Source organism: Pseudomonas sp. A014 (assembly GCF_052378495.1).
In the GTDB taxonomy this organism is placed as follows: Bacteria; Pseudomonadota; Gammaproteobacteria; order Pseudomonadales; family Pseudomonadaceae; genus Aquipseudomonas; species Aquipseudomonas machongensis.
On the sequence record NZ_CP199001.1, the window covers coordinates 1,339,081 to 1,353,970 of the forward strand.

Annotated in this window: 18 protein-coding genes; 6 read left to right on the plus strand and 12 right to left on the minus strand. The window is 61.3% G+C overall.

The genetic code is table 11. The features are described 5' to 3' along the window. Positions 1-361: 361 nt before the first annotated feature. Complete coding sequence (locus ACTYOL_RS06375; RefSeq protein ID WP_444757679.1) at positions 362-2,470, plus strand: molybdopterin oxidoreductase family protein; 2,109 nt, start codon at positions 362-364, stop codon at positions 2,468-2,470. Positions 2,471-2,586: 116 nt separating this feature from the next. Continuing rightward, positions 2,587-2,922 (plus strand): Grx4 family monothiol glutaredoxin, encoded by a 336-nt coding sequence (gene grxD / locus ACTYOL_RS06380; RefSeq protein ID WP_039575941.1) that lies wholly within the window; start codon positions 2,587-2,589, stop codon positions 2,920-2,922. A gap of 71 nt (positions 2,923-2,993) precedes the next feature. Here grxD and bfr read toward each other — a convergent pair whose 3' ends face one another. After that, positions 2,994-3,467 carry a bacterioferritin gene (bfr, locus tag ACTYOL_RS06385; protein ID WP_054891795.1) on the minus strand — a complete coding sequence of 158 codons (474 nt, stop codon included), beginning with the start codon at positions 3,465-3,467 and terminating at the stop codon, positions 2,994-2,996. A gap of 201 nt (positions 3,468-3,668) precedes the next feature. Continuing rightward, the gene (locus ACTYOL_RS06390) at positions 3,669-3,890 is read right to left on the minus strand and encodes a bacterioferritin-associated ferredoxin (RefSeq protein WP_063543432.1); all 222 of its coding nucleotides are present in this window, start codon (positions 3,888-3,890) and stop codon (positions 3,669-3,671) included. A 214-nt stretch (positions 3,891-4,104) separates the two neighbouring features. Here ACTYOL_RS06390 and ACTYOL_RS06395 point away from each other — a divergent pair, with 214 nt between their 5' ends. Continuing rightward, complete coding sequence (locus ACTYOL_RS06395; protein WP_054891793.1) at positions 4,105-4,707, plus strand: peroxiredoxin; 603 nt, start codon at positions 4,105-4,107, stop codon at positions 4,705-4,707. 86 nt (positions 4,708-4,793) lie between these two features. Here the strand turns inward: ACTYOL_RS06395 and rnt are convergent, their stop codons facing one another. Together rnt and pyrC are read right to left on the minus strand one after the other, a co-directional pair. Next, complete coding sequence (rnt, locus tag ACTYOL_RS06400; RefSeq protein ID WP_054891792.1) at positions 4,794-5,468, minus strand: ribonuclease T; 675 nt, start codon at positions 5,466-5,468, stop codon at positions 4,794-4,796. After that, the gene (pyrC, locus tag ACTYOL_RS06405; RefSeq protein WP_444757680.1) at positions 5,465-6,511 is read right to left on the minus strand and encodes a dihydroorotase; all 1,047 of its coding nucleotides are present in this window, start codon (positions 6,509-6,511) and stop codon (positions 5,465-5,467) included. The genes rnt and pyrC overlap by 4 nt, the downstream gene beginning before the upstream one ends. A gap of 130 nt (positions 6,512-6,641) precedes the next feature. Between pyrC and ACTYOL_RS06410 the strand changes: the two genes are divergently transcribed. Together ACTYOL_RS06410 and ACTYOL_RS06415 are read left to right on the plus strand one after the other, a co-directional pair. Further along, positions 6,642-7,613, plus strand: coding sequence for a flagellar protein MotY (locus tag ACTYOL_RS06410; protein ID WP_153774006.1), 972 nt, complete (start codon positions 6,642-6,644; stop codon positions 7,611-7,613). Positions 7,614-7,741: 128 nt separating this feature from the next. Then, positions 7,742-8,959 (plus strand): argininosuccinate synthase, encoded by a 1,218-nt coding sequence (locus ACTYOL_RS06415; protein ID WP_054891789.1) that lies wholly within the window; start codon positions 7,742-7,744, stop codon positions 8,957-8,959. A gap of 60 nt (positions 8,960-9,019) precedes the next feature. Here ACTYOL_RS06415 and ACTYOL_RS06420 read toward each other — a convergent pair whose 3' ends face one another. Then, positions 9,020-9,445: a hypothetical protein gene (locus ACTYOL_RS06420; protein ID WP_153774007.1), complete on the minus strand. Its 426-nt coding sequence runs from the start codon at positions 9,443-9,445 to the stop codon at positions 9,020-9,022. Positions 9,446-9,820: 375 nt separating this feature from the next. Here ACTYOL_RS06420 and ACTYOL_RS06425 point away from each other — a divergent pair, with 375 nt between their 5' ends. After that, positions 9,821-10,447: a response regulator transcription factor gene (locus tag ACTYOL_RS06425; RefSeq protein ID WP_054925636.1), complete on the plus strand. Its 627-nt coding sequence runs from the start codon at positions 9,821-9,823 to the stop codon at positions 10,445-10,447. A gap of 39 nt (positions 10,448-10,486) precedes the next feature. On the opposite strand, the gene ACTYOL_RS06430 is transcribed toward ACTYOL_RS06425, so the two are convergent. The 7 genes from ACTYOL_RS06430 to ACTYOL_RS06460 all read right to left on the minus strand — a co-directional run bounded on the left by ACTYOL_RS06430 (position 10,487) and on the right by ACTYOL_RS06460 (position 14,785). Continuing rightward, positions 10,487-10,657, minus strand: a complete 171-nt coding sequence (locus tag ACTYOL_RS06430; RefSeq protein ID WP_054891786.1) for a PA3496 family putative envelope integrity protein — start codon at positions 10,655-10,657, stop codon at positions 10,487-10,489. 104 nt (positions 10,658-10,761) lie between these two features. Beyond that, complete coding sequence (gene nth, locus ACTYOL_RS06435; protein ID WP_197892692.1) at positions 10,762-11,400, minus strand: endonuclease III; 639 nt, start codon at positions 11,398-11,400, stop codon at positions 10,762-10,764. Between the two features lie 4 nt (positions 11,401-11,404). Further along, positions 11,405-11,926 (minus strand): Rnf-Nqr domain containing protein, encoded by a 522-nt coding sequence (locus ACTYOL_RS06440; protein ID WP_200603530.1) that lies wholly within the window; start codon positions 11,924-11,926, stop codon positions 11,405-11,407. Continuing rightward, on the minus strand, positions 11,919-12,521 hold the full coding sequence (locus ACTYOL_RS06445) for an RnfABCDGE type electron transport complex subunit G (RefSeq protein ID WP_153774010.1): 603 nt from the start codon (positions 12,519-12,521) through the stop codon (positions 11,919-11,921). The genes ACTYOL_RS06440 and ACTYOL_RS06445 overlap by 8 nt, the downstream gene beginning before the upstream one ends. Then, positions 12,518-13,489, minus strand: a complete 972-nt coding sequence (locus tag ACTYOL_RS06450) for an RnfABCDGE type electron transport complex subunit D (protein ID WP_444757681.1) — start codon at positions 13,487-13,489, stop codon at positions 12,518-12,520. The genes ACTYOL_RS06445 and ACTYOL_RS06450 overlap by 4 nt, the downstream gene beginning before the upstream one ends. Beyond that, positions 13,476-14,255, minus strand: a complete 780-nt coding sequence (locus tag ACTYOL_RS06455) for an RnfABCDGE type electron transport complex subunit B (RefSeq protein ID WP_197892700.1) — start codon at positions 14,253-14,255, stop codon at positions 13,476-13,478. The genes ACTYOL_RS06450 and ACTYOL_RS06455 overlap by 14 nt, the downstream gene beginning before the upstream one ends. Beyond that, a complete protein-coding gene (locus tag ACTYOL_RS06460; protein ID WP_197892703.1) occupies positions 14,252-14,785 on the minus strand; it encodes an Rnf-Nqr domain containing protein in 534 nt (177 codons plus the stop codon). The genes ACTYOL_RS06455 and ACTYOL_RS06460 overlap by 4 nt, the downstream gene beginning before the upstream one ends. Positions 14,786-14,890: the final 105 nt, after the last annotated feature.

A 14,890-nucleotide genomic window follows, 5' to 3' on the forward strand; every position in this document is an offset into this window, starting at 1 on the left:
ACTACCTTATCTGCAACGGTTTGCAGGTCGACCGTATGGTTTTTTTTGACAACGGGAGTGACCTGCGGCGTAAGCCGCACGGGGCGGACGGAATAGGGAAAGGCGCAATACTATAATTAAATGTCGCCTGAAACCAAGAGGGGAAACAGCGGGGCTGTTTCAAAGGGTGTCGTAAACCCTTGTGGAAGGTCTGTTTTTTATTTTCTACAGGGGTTTGTACACGGCTTGGCGGGGCTTTGGCAAACGCCGTGTCGCGAATCGTGTGCCTGATGACGCCCGATTCACGTGACTGAGCGGCGTGGCATCGGTGGGCGGTCGGGGGCATAGTCAGCGCTTCCAGAACAACAAGGCAGAGGCGGCCATGACCAAGACCCTGCATCACCGTGCTTGTCACCTGTGCGAGGCAATCTGCGGGCTCAATATCGAAGTCAGCCATGCGCCCGACGGGCGGGCGTCGATCAGCGCGATCAAGGGCGATCCGCAGGACCCGTTCAGCCGTGGGCACATCTGTCCGAAGGCGGTGGCGCTGCAGGACATCCAGGAAGACCCTGACCGCTTGCGCCAGCCTCATCGGCGCGTGGGGGAGCGCTGGGAGCCGATCACCTGGGAAGAGGCCTTCGCGCTGGCTGCGGAACGCTTGTGGAGTATCCAGCAGGCGCATGGGCGCAATGCCGTGGCGGTCTACCAGGGCAATCCCAGCGTGCATAATTACGGCCTGATGACTCACAGCAACTACTTTCTGGGGCTGCTCAAGACGCGCAACCGGTTTTCCGCCACATCCGTCGACCAGTTGCCCCAGCACCTGACCAGCCACCTGATGTATGGCCATGGCCTGCTACTGCCGATCCCGGATATCGACCACACCGATTTCATGCTCATCCTTGGCGGCAATCCATTGGCGTCCAATGGCAGCATCATGACCGTGCCGGACGTGGAAAAGCGCTTGAAGGCGCTGCGTGCGCGCGGCGGACGACTCGTGGTGATCGACCCCCGACGCAGTGAAACGGCGGCGATGGCCGACCAGCACCTGTTCATCCGTCCTGGCGGTGATGCCGCGCTGCTGTGTGGTCTGCTCAATACCTTGTTCAGCGAAAACCTGGCGCGTGGCTCGCACCTGCCGGTCAATGGGCTTGAGCAGGTGCGCGAGGCGATCGCGCCCTTCACGGCGCAGGCCATGAGTCCGCTTTGCGGCATCGAGGCGGGTCAGATTCGCCAGTTGGCGCGAGATTTCGCCGCGGCCGGCAGTGCCGTGTGCTACGGGCGCATGGGCGTCTCCACCCAGACCTTCGGCACGCTTTGCCATTGGTTGGTGCAACTGATCAACCTGGTCACCGGCAACCTCGACCGCCAAGGTGGTGCACTGTGCACCGAGCCTGCGGTTGACCTGGTCGCCAGCACCTCGGGCGGTCATTTCAACCAGTGGCAGAGTCGGGTTTCGGGCCTCCCGGAGTACGGCGGGGAGCTGCCGGTTGCAGCGTTGGCCGAGGAAGTGCTGACACCCGGCGAAGGGCAGGTGAGGGCGCTGGTGACCGTCGCCGGCAACCCGGTGTTGTCCACTCCCAATGGTCGCCAGCTCGATGGGGCTCTTGCGGGCCTTGAGTTCATGCTCAGCATCGACCTGTACATCAATGAAACCACTCGCCACGCCGACCTGATCCTGCCCTCCACGTCCGCACTGGAAAACGATCACTACGACAGCACCTTCAACCTGCTGGCAGTGCGTAACGTCACCCGCTTCAATCGGGCTATCCTGGCCAAGCCTGAGGGGGCGCTGCATGATTGGGAGATCTTTGTCGGGCTGGCCCGGGCGTTCGCCGAGCGTGCGGCGCTCGACCTCAAGCCGACCCTGCCTCCAGCGCAGATGATCGATCTGGCGCTGCGCAAGGGGCCGCGTGGCGAGGCGTCGTCCTGGAGGCTGTCACTGCAGGTGTTGGACGAGCATCCCCATGGCCTTGATCTGGGGCCGTTGCAGCCGAACCTCGCAACCCGCTTGCGCACTCCGGCCCAGGCGGTGGAGGCCGCACCGCAGGTGCTGCTCGACGATCTGCAGCGCCTGGCCCGGCAGGTGCCGATGGAGCCCGACCAGTTGCTGCTGATCGGGCGCCGGCATGTGCGCAGCAACAATTCCTGGATGCACAACTACCATCGCCTGGTCAAAGGCAAGCCCCGCCACCAGTTGCTGATGCATCCGCAGGACTTGCAGCAGCGCCAGCTGGAGGACGGGCAGTGGGTGAGGGTTCGCTCGCGTACCGGTAGTCTGGAGGTGCAGGTGCTTGCCAGTGAGGAGGTAATGCCGGGAGTGGTCAGCCTGCCACATGGCTACGGGCACGGTCGCCAGGGGGTACGTTTGCAGATCGCCCACGCCCAACCGGGAGTGAGCGCCAATGACCTGACCGATGAATTGCTGCGCGACGCGTTGTCGGGCAATGCCGCGCTCAATGGTGTGCCGGTGCAGGTGGAGGCGGCTTGATTGCGTAATGGACCTGCTCAACGCTCCAGGTCCATTACCAAGCACGACACTCGGCTTTCCGATACAATGCCTCACCGTGCCGACGACCGTGTCGGAAAGTTCAGCCGAGGTGCTCCATGGATATCATCGAAACAATCAAAGAGCAGATTGCCAACAACACCATTCTGCTTTACATGAAAGGCTCGCCGAATGCCCCGCAGTGCGGCTTCTCGGCCCGTGCTTCGCAGGCTGTGATGGGTTGTGGCGAGAAATTCGCCTACGTCGACATTCTGCAGAACCCGGAAATTCGCGCCAACCTGCCCAAGTATGCCAACTGGCCAACCTTCCCTCAGCTGTGGGTGGGTGGTGAGCTGGTTGGTGGCAGCGACATCGTGCTGGAGATGTTCGAGAAGGGTGAGCTGCAGACCCTGATCAAGGACGCAGCCGCCAAGGCCAAGGCTTCCGAAGCCTGATCCAGGTTTTTCGCCGGCATGAAAAAGCCCCGCCTAGGCGGGGCTTTTTCATGGGTGCTATCCAGGGAGGCTTATTCTTCGCCCATCTGCGACTGCAGGTAGTTCTCGATGCCGATCTTGTCGATCAGGCCCAACTGGGTTTCCAGCCAGTCGATGTGCTCTTCCTCGGACTCCAGGATGTCTTCGAGCAATTCGCGCGAGCCGAAGTCGCCGACCGTTTCGCAGTGCGCGATGGCGGCTTTCAGGTCAACCAGGCCTTTCTGCTCGATCTTCAGGTCGCACTCGAGCATTTCCTTGGTGTGCTCGCCGATCAGCAGCTTGCCCAGGTCCTGCACGTTGGGAATGCCTTCGAGGAAGAGAATACGCTTGATCAGCTTGTCAGCGTGCTTCATCTCGTCGATGGATTCCTTGTACTCGTGCTTGCCGAGCTTGTTCAGGCCCCAATCTTCGTACATGCGTGCGTGCAGGAAGTACTGGTTGATCGCGACCAGCTCGTTTCCGAGGATCTTGTTGAGATGCTGGATGACGCTTACGTCGCCTTTCATGATCGGGTTCCTGCCCTGTAGAAGTGTGCCAATGCAGGAAGTTTGAGCCCGACAACTTCGCGTGTCAAACCTAAGTTCTTGAATAATAAGTGAAAATTAATAGGAATAAGAATGTTTGTGAACCGCGTTCGAAGGCTAACTTATTGAATTACAGGCATAAAAAAACCGGACGCGAGGTCCGGTTCTTCGAGATCGGGTGTTTCAGGCGGCGTTAAATTCTACCGGGTAAGGCAGGGCGGCCTGTTGGCTGAGCTGGAGATCGGTCAATGTTTCGCGGACCACCTGCTTGGCGAGACATGCACACTTGCCGCACTGGCTGGCGACGTTGGTGGCGGCACGGACTTCCTTGTAGCTGCAGCATCCTTCGTAGATCGCATCACGGATCTGTCCATCGGTCACGCCGACGCAGAGACATACATACATAAGGTCAGACCATCGCTGGTTGAGTCGATGGAGTGGAGCTTAATGGTAATGAGAATGCTTGTCAAAGCACTTGAAGAAAGCTTCATCTTCCCGCGACCGATGGTTCGATTCGGTCTGTCACGATAAGCCGTGTATGATGGTCGGCCTTTGTTGGATGCCGGGCGTGCAAGCCTCGCCCGGGCAACGGTTTTTCACCATCATCAGGAGATAACGAATGAGCGTGCTCGTTGGTAAACAAGCCCCGGACTTCACCGTTCCAGCCGTGCTGGGCAACGGCGAGATCGTCGACAGCTTCAACCTGGCTTCGGCCATCAAGGGCAAGTACGGCCTGGTGTTCTTCTACCCGCTGGACTTCACCTTCGTCTGCCCGTCCGAGCTGATCGCCCTGGACAACCGCATTCCTGACTTCGAAGCCCGTGGCGTGGAAGTGATCGGCGTTTCGATCGACTCGCACTTCACCCACAACGCCTGGCGTAACACCCCGGTCAACAACGGCGGTATCGGTCAGGTCAAGTACACCCTGGCTGCCGACATCACCCACGAAATCTGCAAGGCCTACGACGTCGAGTCCGAAGGCGGCGTAGCTTTCCGTGGCGCCTTCCTGATCGACAAGAACGGCGTTGTCCGTTCGCAGATCGTCAACGACCTGCCACTGGGCCGCAACATGGACGAGCTGCTGCGTCTGGTCGACGCCCTGCAATTCCACGAAGAGCACGGCGAAGTCTGCCCGGCCAACTGGAAGAAAGGCGACAAGGGCATGAACGCTTCGCCAGAAGGTGTTGCGGCGTACCTGAGCGAGAACGCTGGCAAGCTGTAATCGCCACGCGCAAAAAAAACCGGCCCATGTGGCCGGTTTTTTTGTGTCTGGTATCCAAGGAGCGCTGTGCACTCCCGGATTTCGACTCAGTCGTTGAAGTCGCGCCAGCCGCCCATCTCTTTCCAGCGGTTGACGATCCCGCAGAACAGCTCGGCGGTCTTCTCGGTGTCGTAACGTGCCGAATGCGCCTCGCGCCCATCGAAGTCGATGTCGGCACTCTGGCAGGCCCGGGCCAGTACGGTCTGGCCATAGGCCAGGCCGGCCAGCGTCGCGGTGTCGAAGCTGGAGAACGGGTGGAAGGGGTTGCGCTTGAGATCGTTGCGCGCCACCGCCGCGTTGAGGAAGCCCAGGTCGAAGCTGCTGTTGTGGCCAACCAGGATCGCCCGCTTGCAACCATTGGCTTTCAGTGCTTTGCGCACGCCGCGGAAGATATCGGTGAGCGCGCTTTCTTCGCTCACGGCCATGCGTAGAGGGTGGTCCAGCTTGATGCCGGTGAACTCCAGCGCCGCCGCTTCGATATTCGCGCCTTCGAAAGGCTCGACACGGTAGAAGTAGGTGTGTTCCGGGAACAGGAAGCCCTTCTCGTCCATACCGATGGTGACGGCGGCGATTTCCAGCAGCGCGTCGGTGGCACTGTTGAAGCCGCCGGTCTCGACGTCCACTACCACGGGCAGGTAGCCGCGGAAACGCTCGGCCATCGGGTGGCGCGAGCTGCTGCTTACCTGACCGTCCTGGTCGTCATCGTAAAGGTCTTCGCTCACGCGTTGTCCTCCAGCAGGCGCCAGCGCAGCGTTTCGCCAGCGCGCAGCGGAACCACGGTGGTGTCGCCGAACGGCAGGCTCGCCGGGGCGGTCCAGTCCTCGCGCACCAGGGTGATGGTGTCGGTGTTTGCCGGCAGGCCATAGAACGCCGGGCCGTGCAGGCTGGCGAAACCTTCCAGTTTGTCCAGGGCATTACGCTGTTCGAAGGCTTCGGCGTACAGCTCGATGGCCGCGTAGGCGGTGTAGCAGCCGGCGCAGCCGCAGGCAGCTTCCTTGGCGTGCTTGGCGTGTGGCGCCGAATCGGTGCCGAGGAAGAATTTCGGGTTGCCGCTGGTGGCCGCGTCAAGCAATGCCACCTGGTGGGTGTTGCGCTTGAGGATCGGCAGGCAATAGAAGTGTGGGCGGATACCGCCGACCAGCATGTGGTTGCGGTTGTACAGCAAATGCTGGGCGGTGATGGTGGCGCCGACGTTGGCGGGCGCCTCGGCGACGAACTGCGCGGCATCGCTGGTGGTGATGTGCTCGAACACCACCCTGAGCGTCGGGAAACGTTCGACCAAACGATGCATGTGCTCGTCGATGAAGCGCTTTTCGCGATCGAACACGTCGATCTCCGAGCGCGTCACTTCACCGTGGACCAGCAGCGGCAGGCCGACCTCGGCCATTGCTTCGATCGCCGGGAAAATATTGTCGATGCTGGTCACGCCCGAGTCGGAGTTGGTCGTGGCACCGGCCGGGTAGAGCTTGGCGGCGTAGACGATGCCGCTGGCCTTGGCTGCACGAATGTCCTCGGGGCTGGTACGGTCGGTCAGGTACAGCACCATCAGCGGCTCGAAGCGGCTGCCCGTCGGACGGGCGGCGAGGATGCGCTGGCGGTAGGCGTCGGCTTCGGTGGCGTTGCGTACCGGCGGAACCAGGTTGGGCATGATGATGGCGCGGGCAAAGGTGCGCGCCACGTCGCCGACGGTATGTTGCAGCACAGTACCATCGCGCAGATGGATGTGCCAGTCGTCGGGACGCAGGAGGGTCAGGCGATCGGACATTGGGGTTTCCAGGCGGTTCGAACTCAGGCGTCAATGCTACCGGAAAACCCAGTGGGCAGCACGGCTATCAAGTTTTCCGACGAGCGTCCGATAGCCTGCAGGTAAGCCGTCAGAATCTGTGGAGCCGCCCGTGCGCCAGCGTTACCTACTCCTGTTCAGCCTGTGTGCCAGCCTGCCGGCCGGAGCACTTACCTTCCAGACCCGCATGGAGAACATTGCCTGGAAGGTCGAGGGCGACCAGTTCGAGTGCCGGCTGATCCAGCCGATCGACGGTTTTGGCAGCGGTGAGTTCGTGCGTCGTGCAGGTGAGCAGCCGGTCTTCCAGCTGCGTTCGGACAGCAATGCACTGGGCGCAGGATCGGCAACGCTGCTGGCCGCCGCTGCCCCTTGGCAGCCCGGGCGTGGCGACATCAACTTGGGGGCGGTGCGCATGGGCCGCAATGGCGTGCTGTTCAGCACTTCGCAGGGCCAGGCCAGCCGCTTGATCAATGGTCTGCTGGACGGTCGCAGCACCGTGGTGCGCAACTACGCCGGCGAGGGCGGTCGGCCGATGGAGGTGCATGTGCTGCCGGTGAGTTTCGCCAAGGCCTATAGCGACTACCAATTGTGTGCCGCCAAACTCCTGCCGATGAACTATGACCAGATTCGCCAGACGCAGGTGCCGTTCCCCGGCACCGGCTTCGATCTGGACAGTGCGGCGCGCGCGCGCCTGGACGTGATACTCGATTATCTGAAGGCCGACCCATCGGTCAATCACATCGAGCTTGACGGGCACTCCGACAACAGCGGTAACCGCCTGACCAATCGCGACGCTTCGCGCCGTCGCGCGCTGGCGGTGGCTGAATACCTCAAGGCCCACGGTGTGCCGGAAGAGCAGATCACCGTACGTTTCCATGGCGAGCGCTACCCGCTGGCCAAAAACAATACAGCCGCCAACCGCGCCCGCAACCGCCGGGTCAACATCCAGCTCGACCGTGTAACGCCGATCGAGAAACCTACAGAAAAGCCTCGCGATGCAACACCTGCCGCACCGGCGCAGCCGGCGGCCGCTACGCCGGCCAGCGTGCCTGCGGCATTGCCGGCGGGTGCGAAGAAAGTCTGACTGCGACCACGGGTCGCGCTCACGACATTTCCTGTCGCTTTGTCATCACAAGCTGTCGCGCCACTGTAAATTCCCCCGCGAGATCGGTAGAATCGACGGCTTTCCGTACAACCCCGTGGAGTGATGGCATGGCGGACGTAAAAAAGGTCGTACTGGCGTATTCCGGCGGCCTTGATACTTCGGTGATTCTCAAGTGGCTGCAAGACACCTACAACTGTGAAGTGGTGACCTTCACCGCAGATCTTGGCCAGGGTGAAGAGGTCGAGCCGGCCCGTGCCAAGGCACAGGCAATGGGCGTCAAGGAAATCTACATCGACGACCTGCGCGAAGAGTTCGTGCGAGATTTCGTCTTCCCGATGTTCCGCGCCAACACCGTGTATGAAGGCGAGTACCTGCTGGGTACCTCCATCGCCCGTCCGCTGATCGCCAAGCGCCTGATCGAAATCGCCAACGAAACCGGCGCTGACGCCATTTCCCACGGCGCCACCGGCAAGGGTAACGACCAAGTGCGTTTCGAGCTGGGTGCCTACGCGCTCAAGCCAGGTGTCAAGGTCATCGCACCATGGCGTGAGTGGGACCTGCTGTCCCGCGAAAAACTCATGGACTACGCCGAGAAGCACGGCATCCCGATCGAGCGTCACGGCAAGAAGAAGTCGCCGTACTCGATGGACGCCAACCTGCTGCACATCTCCTACGAAGGCGGTGTCCTGGAAGATACCTGGACCGAGCACGAGGAAGACATGTGGCGTTGGAGCGTCTCTCCGGAGAACGCCCCTGACCAGGCCACCTACATCGAGCTGACCTACCGCAATGGTGACATCGTCGCCATCGACGGCGTCGAGAAGACCCCGGCCACCGTGCTCGCAGACCTCAACCGCATCGGCGGCGCCAACGGCATCGGTCGCCTGGACATCGTCGAGAACCGCTACGTCGGCATGAAGTCGCGCGGCTGCTACGAGACGCCTGGTGGCACCATCATGCTGCGTGCTCACCGCGCCATCGAGTCGATCACCCTGGACCGCGAAGTCGCTCACCTCAAAGATGAGCTGATGCCCAAGTACGCCAGCCTGATCTACACCGGCTACTGGTGGAGCCCCGAGCGTCTGATGCTGCAGCAGATGATCGACGCTTCGCAGACCAATGTGAACGGTGTCGTGCGCCTGAAGCTGTACAAGGGCAATGTCACCGTGGTGGGTCGCAAGTCGGATGACTCGCTGTTCGACGCCAACATCGCGACCTTCGAGGAAGACGGCGGCGCCTACAACCAGGCCGATGCTGCCGGCTTCATCAAGCTCAACGCACTGCGCATGCGCATTGCCGCCAACAAGGGCCGTTCGTTGCTCTGAGTTTTGGCAGGTTGTAAAAACCCGGCCCTTGTTGGCCGGGTTTTTTTTGCCCTTCTGTATCTAAAGCGCAATCTTTTCTCCTTTCTTGATGGCACGCACCGACAGTTGGATGCAGGAGTGGGCGCTCAGGTTATAGAGCGTCCAGCGCCGTTCGTGCTGTGGGGGTTTAATCAGCTCGGGCAGGATCTCGGTTTCGATGGTCTGGCGCACATCCGACCCGAACAGCGTGGCTGCTTCACCCTCGCCATGATCGTCGGCTGACCGGTGTACGGCTCTGTGTTCCGGCGTGTAGAGCGATTCGTAGTTGAAGTTGAGGGTCAGGAAGAACAGTACTGTCAGAAAGAACGGAAACCCTATTAGAAACCAGGTGTACATCATCTGGCTCTCTGGGTTCAGAAACGGTAGCGAGGCGATCGCCGATGCTTCGATGACGCTGGCGAAGATGGCGATAATTCCCAAGGGGGTGATCTTTGCGGGATTATTCATGGCATTCGATCTCCTGGTGTCAGCGCATCTGTATCGCTTCTGGCTCCCTGTGAAAACGTCTGCTCTTTCCTCATCAGGAAAGAACACCGGTTTGCTGGCAGGGCAATAAATGTTTCTTTATCAGAAGATCGAAATGTCCCACCGCTTTGAGGCGTTATCCCCACCTGTCGCTTTTCCTGTTCATGCTAGTTTTCACGAGCATGTTGCCGAATGGATAGACATCGATTCGTGCTGCGCAATGGGTGTAGGAAGTTTCTATTAACGATGTAAGTTTCATCTTTGAGTGCTCTCTATCAGGGAATGGCTGCGCCATTACGCTATTGGCTCGGTTATCTTGGCGTGTCAAAACTAGAATAATGGATCAATGGATATCCCATGAATAAAGTACTTATCGTGGATGATCATCCGGTCATTCGCTTGGCCGTACGTATGTTGATGGAGCGGCATGGATATGAAGTGGTGGCGGAAACGGACAATGGGGTGGATGCGCTGCAACTGACCCGAGAGTGTCTGCCGGATATCGTCGTGCTCGATATCGGTATACCCAAACTCGACGGCCTCGAAGTGATCGCGCGGATGACCGCTGCAAGTCCGGGCAGCAAGGTATTGGTACTGACATCGCAGGCACCGGGGCATTTCTCCATGCGTTGCATGCAGGCCGGGGCTGCAGGTTATGTGTGCAAACAGCAGGAATTGACCGAGCTGCTCAGTGCAATCAAGGCCGTGCTGTCGGGTTACAGCTACTTCCCCAACCAGGCGTTGCACAAGACCCGCAGCGGTGTCACTGGCGGCAGTGAGACGGAGATGGTCGAACGCCTCTCGGGGCGTGAAATGATGGTATTGCAACAGTTGGCAAGGGGGCGCACGAACAAGGAAATCGCTGACAGCATGTTTCTCAGCAACAAAACTGTCAGCACCTACAAGACCCGACTGCTACTCAAGCTCAATGCCCGGTCATTGGTCGATCTGATCGAGCTGGCCCAGCGTCATGGCTTGGCCTGAAACAGAAAAGCCTCCTTTGCGGGAGGCTTTTTCGCGGCGCTACAGATCGTAATCGAAATCAGCCAGCTGCCTTTGCAGGCGCCGTTCTTCCAACAGATTGTCGATGGTGCGGCGTTTGCTGAGGTTGGTCTTCGCGGTTTCTACCTGGGGTTCGTCTTCGTCCTGCGCAGGGAAATCATCTTCGATCAGCTCGTCTTTATCGGTGCTCATGTGTCACTCCAAGCCAAAGGGCCATTGGCCGTCCTTATAGCGAGAATCACGGAGTCGGTAAAAAAGATTTTTTCAATCGAATTGGTTGGTTTTTCGCTATTGCCTCAATCGTCAGAGGTCTTGTCCCTGTACTCGCACAAGTCTTCGATCCTGCAGCTGCCGCAGCGTGGCTTGCGTGCCTGGCAGACGTAGCGCCCGTGGAGAATGAGCCAGTGGTGAGCGTCGAGCAGGTAATCCTTTGGTACGAATTTCATCAGCTTCTTCTCGACGTCCAGTACCGTCTTGCCCGGCGCGATGCCGGTGCGATTGCTGACGCGGAAGATGTGCGTATCGACCGCCATGGCCAGTTGGCCAAAGGCGGTATTGAGCACCACGTTCGCAGTCTTGCGACCGACGCCGGGCAATGCCTCTAGTGCTTCGCGCGTTTGCGGGACTTCGCTGCCGTGTTGCTCTATCAGCAAGCGGCAGGTCTCGATGACGTTCTTCGCCTTGCTGTTGTAAAGGCCGATGGTCTTGATGTATTCGCTCAAACCCTCGACCCCCAGGGTATAAATAGCCTCGGGCGTATTGGCGATAGGGAAGAGCCGCGCGGTCGCCTTGTTGACGCCGACATCCGTCGCCTGCGCGGAAAGGATGACGGCAATCAGCAGTTCGAAGGGCGTGGTATAGGCCAATTCGGTTTTTGGTTCAGGATTGTCTTCGTGCAGCCTGCGGAAGATCTCCAGGCGTTTGGCGGCATTCATGGGGTCAAAGCGTTCCTTGACGGCTTGAGGTGGCAGGGGCCGGACGCAGGCGATTGTACAAGGCCAGGAGCAGGCCGAGCAGTATCAATGCGCCGGGTGTCAGTACCGCCAGGTGGATGCCGGCACTCTGTCCCAGCCATTGGCGGCAGGCACCCAATATCAGGTACAGGCCCATCAGGCCCAGCAGATACCGGATGAGTGCCGGCCACCGCCCAGTGTGCGGTGCCAGGACATCCACAGCGACGCAGTGCAGGCTCAGCAGGGCAGGGTAATGGCCCAGGCTCAGCGCCAGCGGGAGCGCCCAGGCGTTCAGGCCCAATTGCAGGCAGCTCGCCAGGGCGGCGGCGAGTATCAGGCTCGCGATAATCCGCGGGGCACCGATCATGCGGCGCAGAGGTCGCATCAGCGCTTGGTGGCCGAGTACCAGCAACAGGGTCGACAATCCGATTGCCAGCGCGTTCGCCAGCGTCTGGGTGGCGCCGAGCAAAGGGGCCAGGGCACTGCCCAGCAGCCAGAACCTATTCATCGGTGGTGTGCTCCAACAGACTGCTGCGATGTGCATCGAAGTAGCGCAGGGCATCCTGCAAGGCCGCCATCACTGCGCGTGAGGTGACGGTGGCGCCGGCCAACTGGTCGAAGTCGCCTTGATCGCGTTTCACCGCCCAGTTGGCCTCTGCGCCTTGCCGGTCGAATTGCTCAATCCAGTGGCTCGCAGGGTCGCCTAGTTGCCCGCCGAGCCCCGGGCTTTCTTCCTGTGTCAGCACCCGTGTCGCGATCAGGCGGCCATTGGGATCGATGGCGATCGACAGCATGATGGGGCCAGCATATCCCTGGGTCTGGCTGCGTAGCACGATGGCACTGGTAGTGCCGACCAGGGTTGCGCGGTAGCCGCCCAGTAGCCGGCTGTGCTGCAGTTCAGTGTTGGTAATAGGTAGAGGCGCTTGCAGTGGATCGTTGTCGTACCGCTGTGGGGGCAGCACCGCCAGCCATTGTTGTTCTTGCAGCTCTCGTGCGGCATCGGCAATGGGCGCAGATGTCCACTGCCGCCAGACCAGGGTGGCAGCGACGGCCAGGACGGCGACCAAGGCAAGGTAGAGCAGGTCGCGCAGCCTCGCGTTCATGATGTGAGGGCCTGGCGCCGGGCTGCAAGGCGATCGAGCGCCGGCGCTCCCAGGTTCATCAGCACTACCGCGAAGGCCGTGCCGTCGGGGTAGCTGCCCCAGGTGCGTATCAAGTAGATCAGCAGCCCGCAGCCGATGCCGAACAACAGGCGGGCTAGCGGCAGGCGAGGGCCGGACACCGGTTCGGTGGCGATGAAGAAGGCCGCCAGCATGGTCGATCCGCTGAACAGGTGCAGCAACGGTGAGCCGTGAGAGTCCGACCCCGAGCCGTTCCAGAACAGCAGGCTGACGACCAGCAGCGCACCCAGTAGCCCCGCTGGGGCATGCCAGCTGAACACGCGGCGCTGCAGGAGAAAGATGCCGCCCAGCAAGAATGCCAGGTTCAGCCATTCGCTGGTGCGCCCACCGAGGTTACCGAAGCCGGGGTTGCTGGCGAACAGCTCGTCGAGGGTCAGGCTGCGGTTGTGGCGCAGCACGTCGAGTACCGTGGGACTGGCCCAGGCATCGATCTGCGTGCCGTCGCCGAATACCAGGCTCACGCTGTCTGCCAGTTGGAGGTTGCCCGTCGGCCAGTGGGTCATTTGCAGCGGGAAGCTCAGCAGCACGAAGGCGTATCCCAGCATGGCCGGGTTGAAGGGATTGCGCCCGACGCCGCCGAATGCGTGCTTGCCCAGGGGGATCGCCACCAGCACCGCGGTCACCGGCAGCCACCAGGGAGCCAGGGTGGGCAGGGCGATCGCCAGCAGCACGGCGCTGACCAGCGCGCTGCCGTCGCTGAGGAACGGGCGTATTGGCTGGCCACGCAGATACAGCGATACCGCCTCGCAGGTCAGTGCCGTTGCGCTGCACAACAGCAGGTTGAACAGCACGCCCCAACCCTGCAACCAGAGCAGGCATAGCAGGCCAGGGACACAGGCCAGCAGCACCTGGCCCATGGCATTGCGCTGGCGGCTGTCAGGCGTCTGCATGGCCCGGTCCGACCAGTAGCGCATCGAGCTGTTGCTGCGCCTTCTGCGCTGCCGCCTCCAGTCGCTGGACCTGCGCATGCTGTGCCTGGTCCACTGTCGCGCCCAGGGCGCCACGCGCGGCGTTCAGCTGAGCACGGCTCATGGCCGCAGCGATCTTGGCCCGTTTCAGCGCGCTCTCCTGATCAGCCCCTTGCGTGCCGGTGATGCGCTGAACTCGGGCTTGGCGCTCGGCCTGGCGGCGCGCTTCTTCGCGCTGCAGGCGTACGGTTCGTTGTTCGTGGCGCAATCGCGCCTGATTGCGACGATGGCTGCGAGCGACCAGATGCTCGGCGGTCTGCGCCAGTCCACCGACGATCGGCACCAGGTTGTCCGGCAGTGGCTGCAGCTCGATGCAGTCGACCGGGCAGGGCGCCAGGCACAGGTCGCAGCCGGTGCATTCGCTGGCGATCACGGTATGCATCAGCTTGCTGGCACCAACGATGGCATCTACCGGGCAGACCTGGATGCACTTGGTGCAGCCGATGCACTCGGCTTCGCGGATGAAGGCGACCTGCGCTGGCGCCGCACGGCGCTCGGGGTCCGGGGCGATCACTGGCACCTGCAGCAGCTGGGCCAGGGCGGCGATGGTTTCGCTGCCGCCAGGCGGGCATTTGTTGATCGCTTCGCCCGCCGCCAGGCCTTCTGCGTAAGGTCGACAGCCTGCGTGATCGCATTTGCCACACTGGGTCTGCGGTAGCAGGGCGTCGATGCGGTGAATCAGGTTCATTGTGTGAACAGTCCGTTGAGGCCAGAAAAGGCCATGGCCATGACTCCAGCACTGATCAGCTCGATCGGCAGGCCGCGAAAAGCGCGGGGCATGTCAGGATGATCGAGACGTTGGCGCAGGTCGTCGAACAATGCCAGTGCCAGCCAGAACCCCATTCCCAGGGCCAGCGCCCAGGCGCCAGTAGCGGCTGGGCTGGATTGCGATGTGGCCAAGTGCAACAGCAAGCCTAGCACCGCGACATTGCCCAGCAGCAGCGGCGCCAGGTTCTGTACCGGCCAATGAGGGCGCAGGCGCGCCAGTGCCGTCGGGATGCCCCACGCCAGCAGCGCCAGCAATGGCAACGCCAGCAACATTTGCAGCCCTGCCAGCTGCGGCTGGCGCAGCAACAGGGCTGCGGGCACCATCAACAGCATCGACAGTGCGCTGCACAGGCCGAGCAGGTGCAGGCGTGCACGGTCGGGCGTGCCGCTGTGCAGGATCAGGTGATTGACCAGCGCGGCGCTGACCAGAACCAGGACGAAATCGCTCATGGAGGTGCCGAGGGCCGGGGATGGAACGATTATCCGGCAGGGAGCAGGCATTGGAAATGCCCAAAGAGGAGGCAAGCCAGGGGATCGCAGGACGACCCCCTGGGC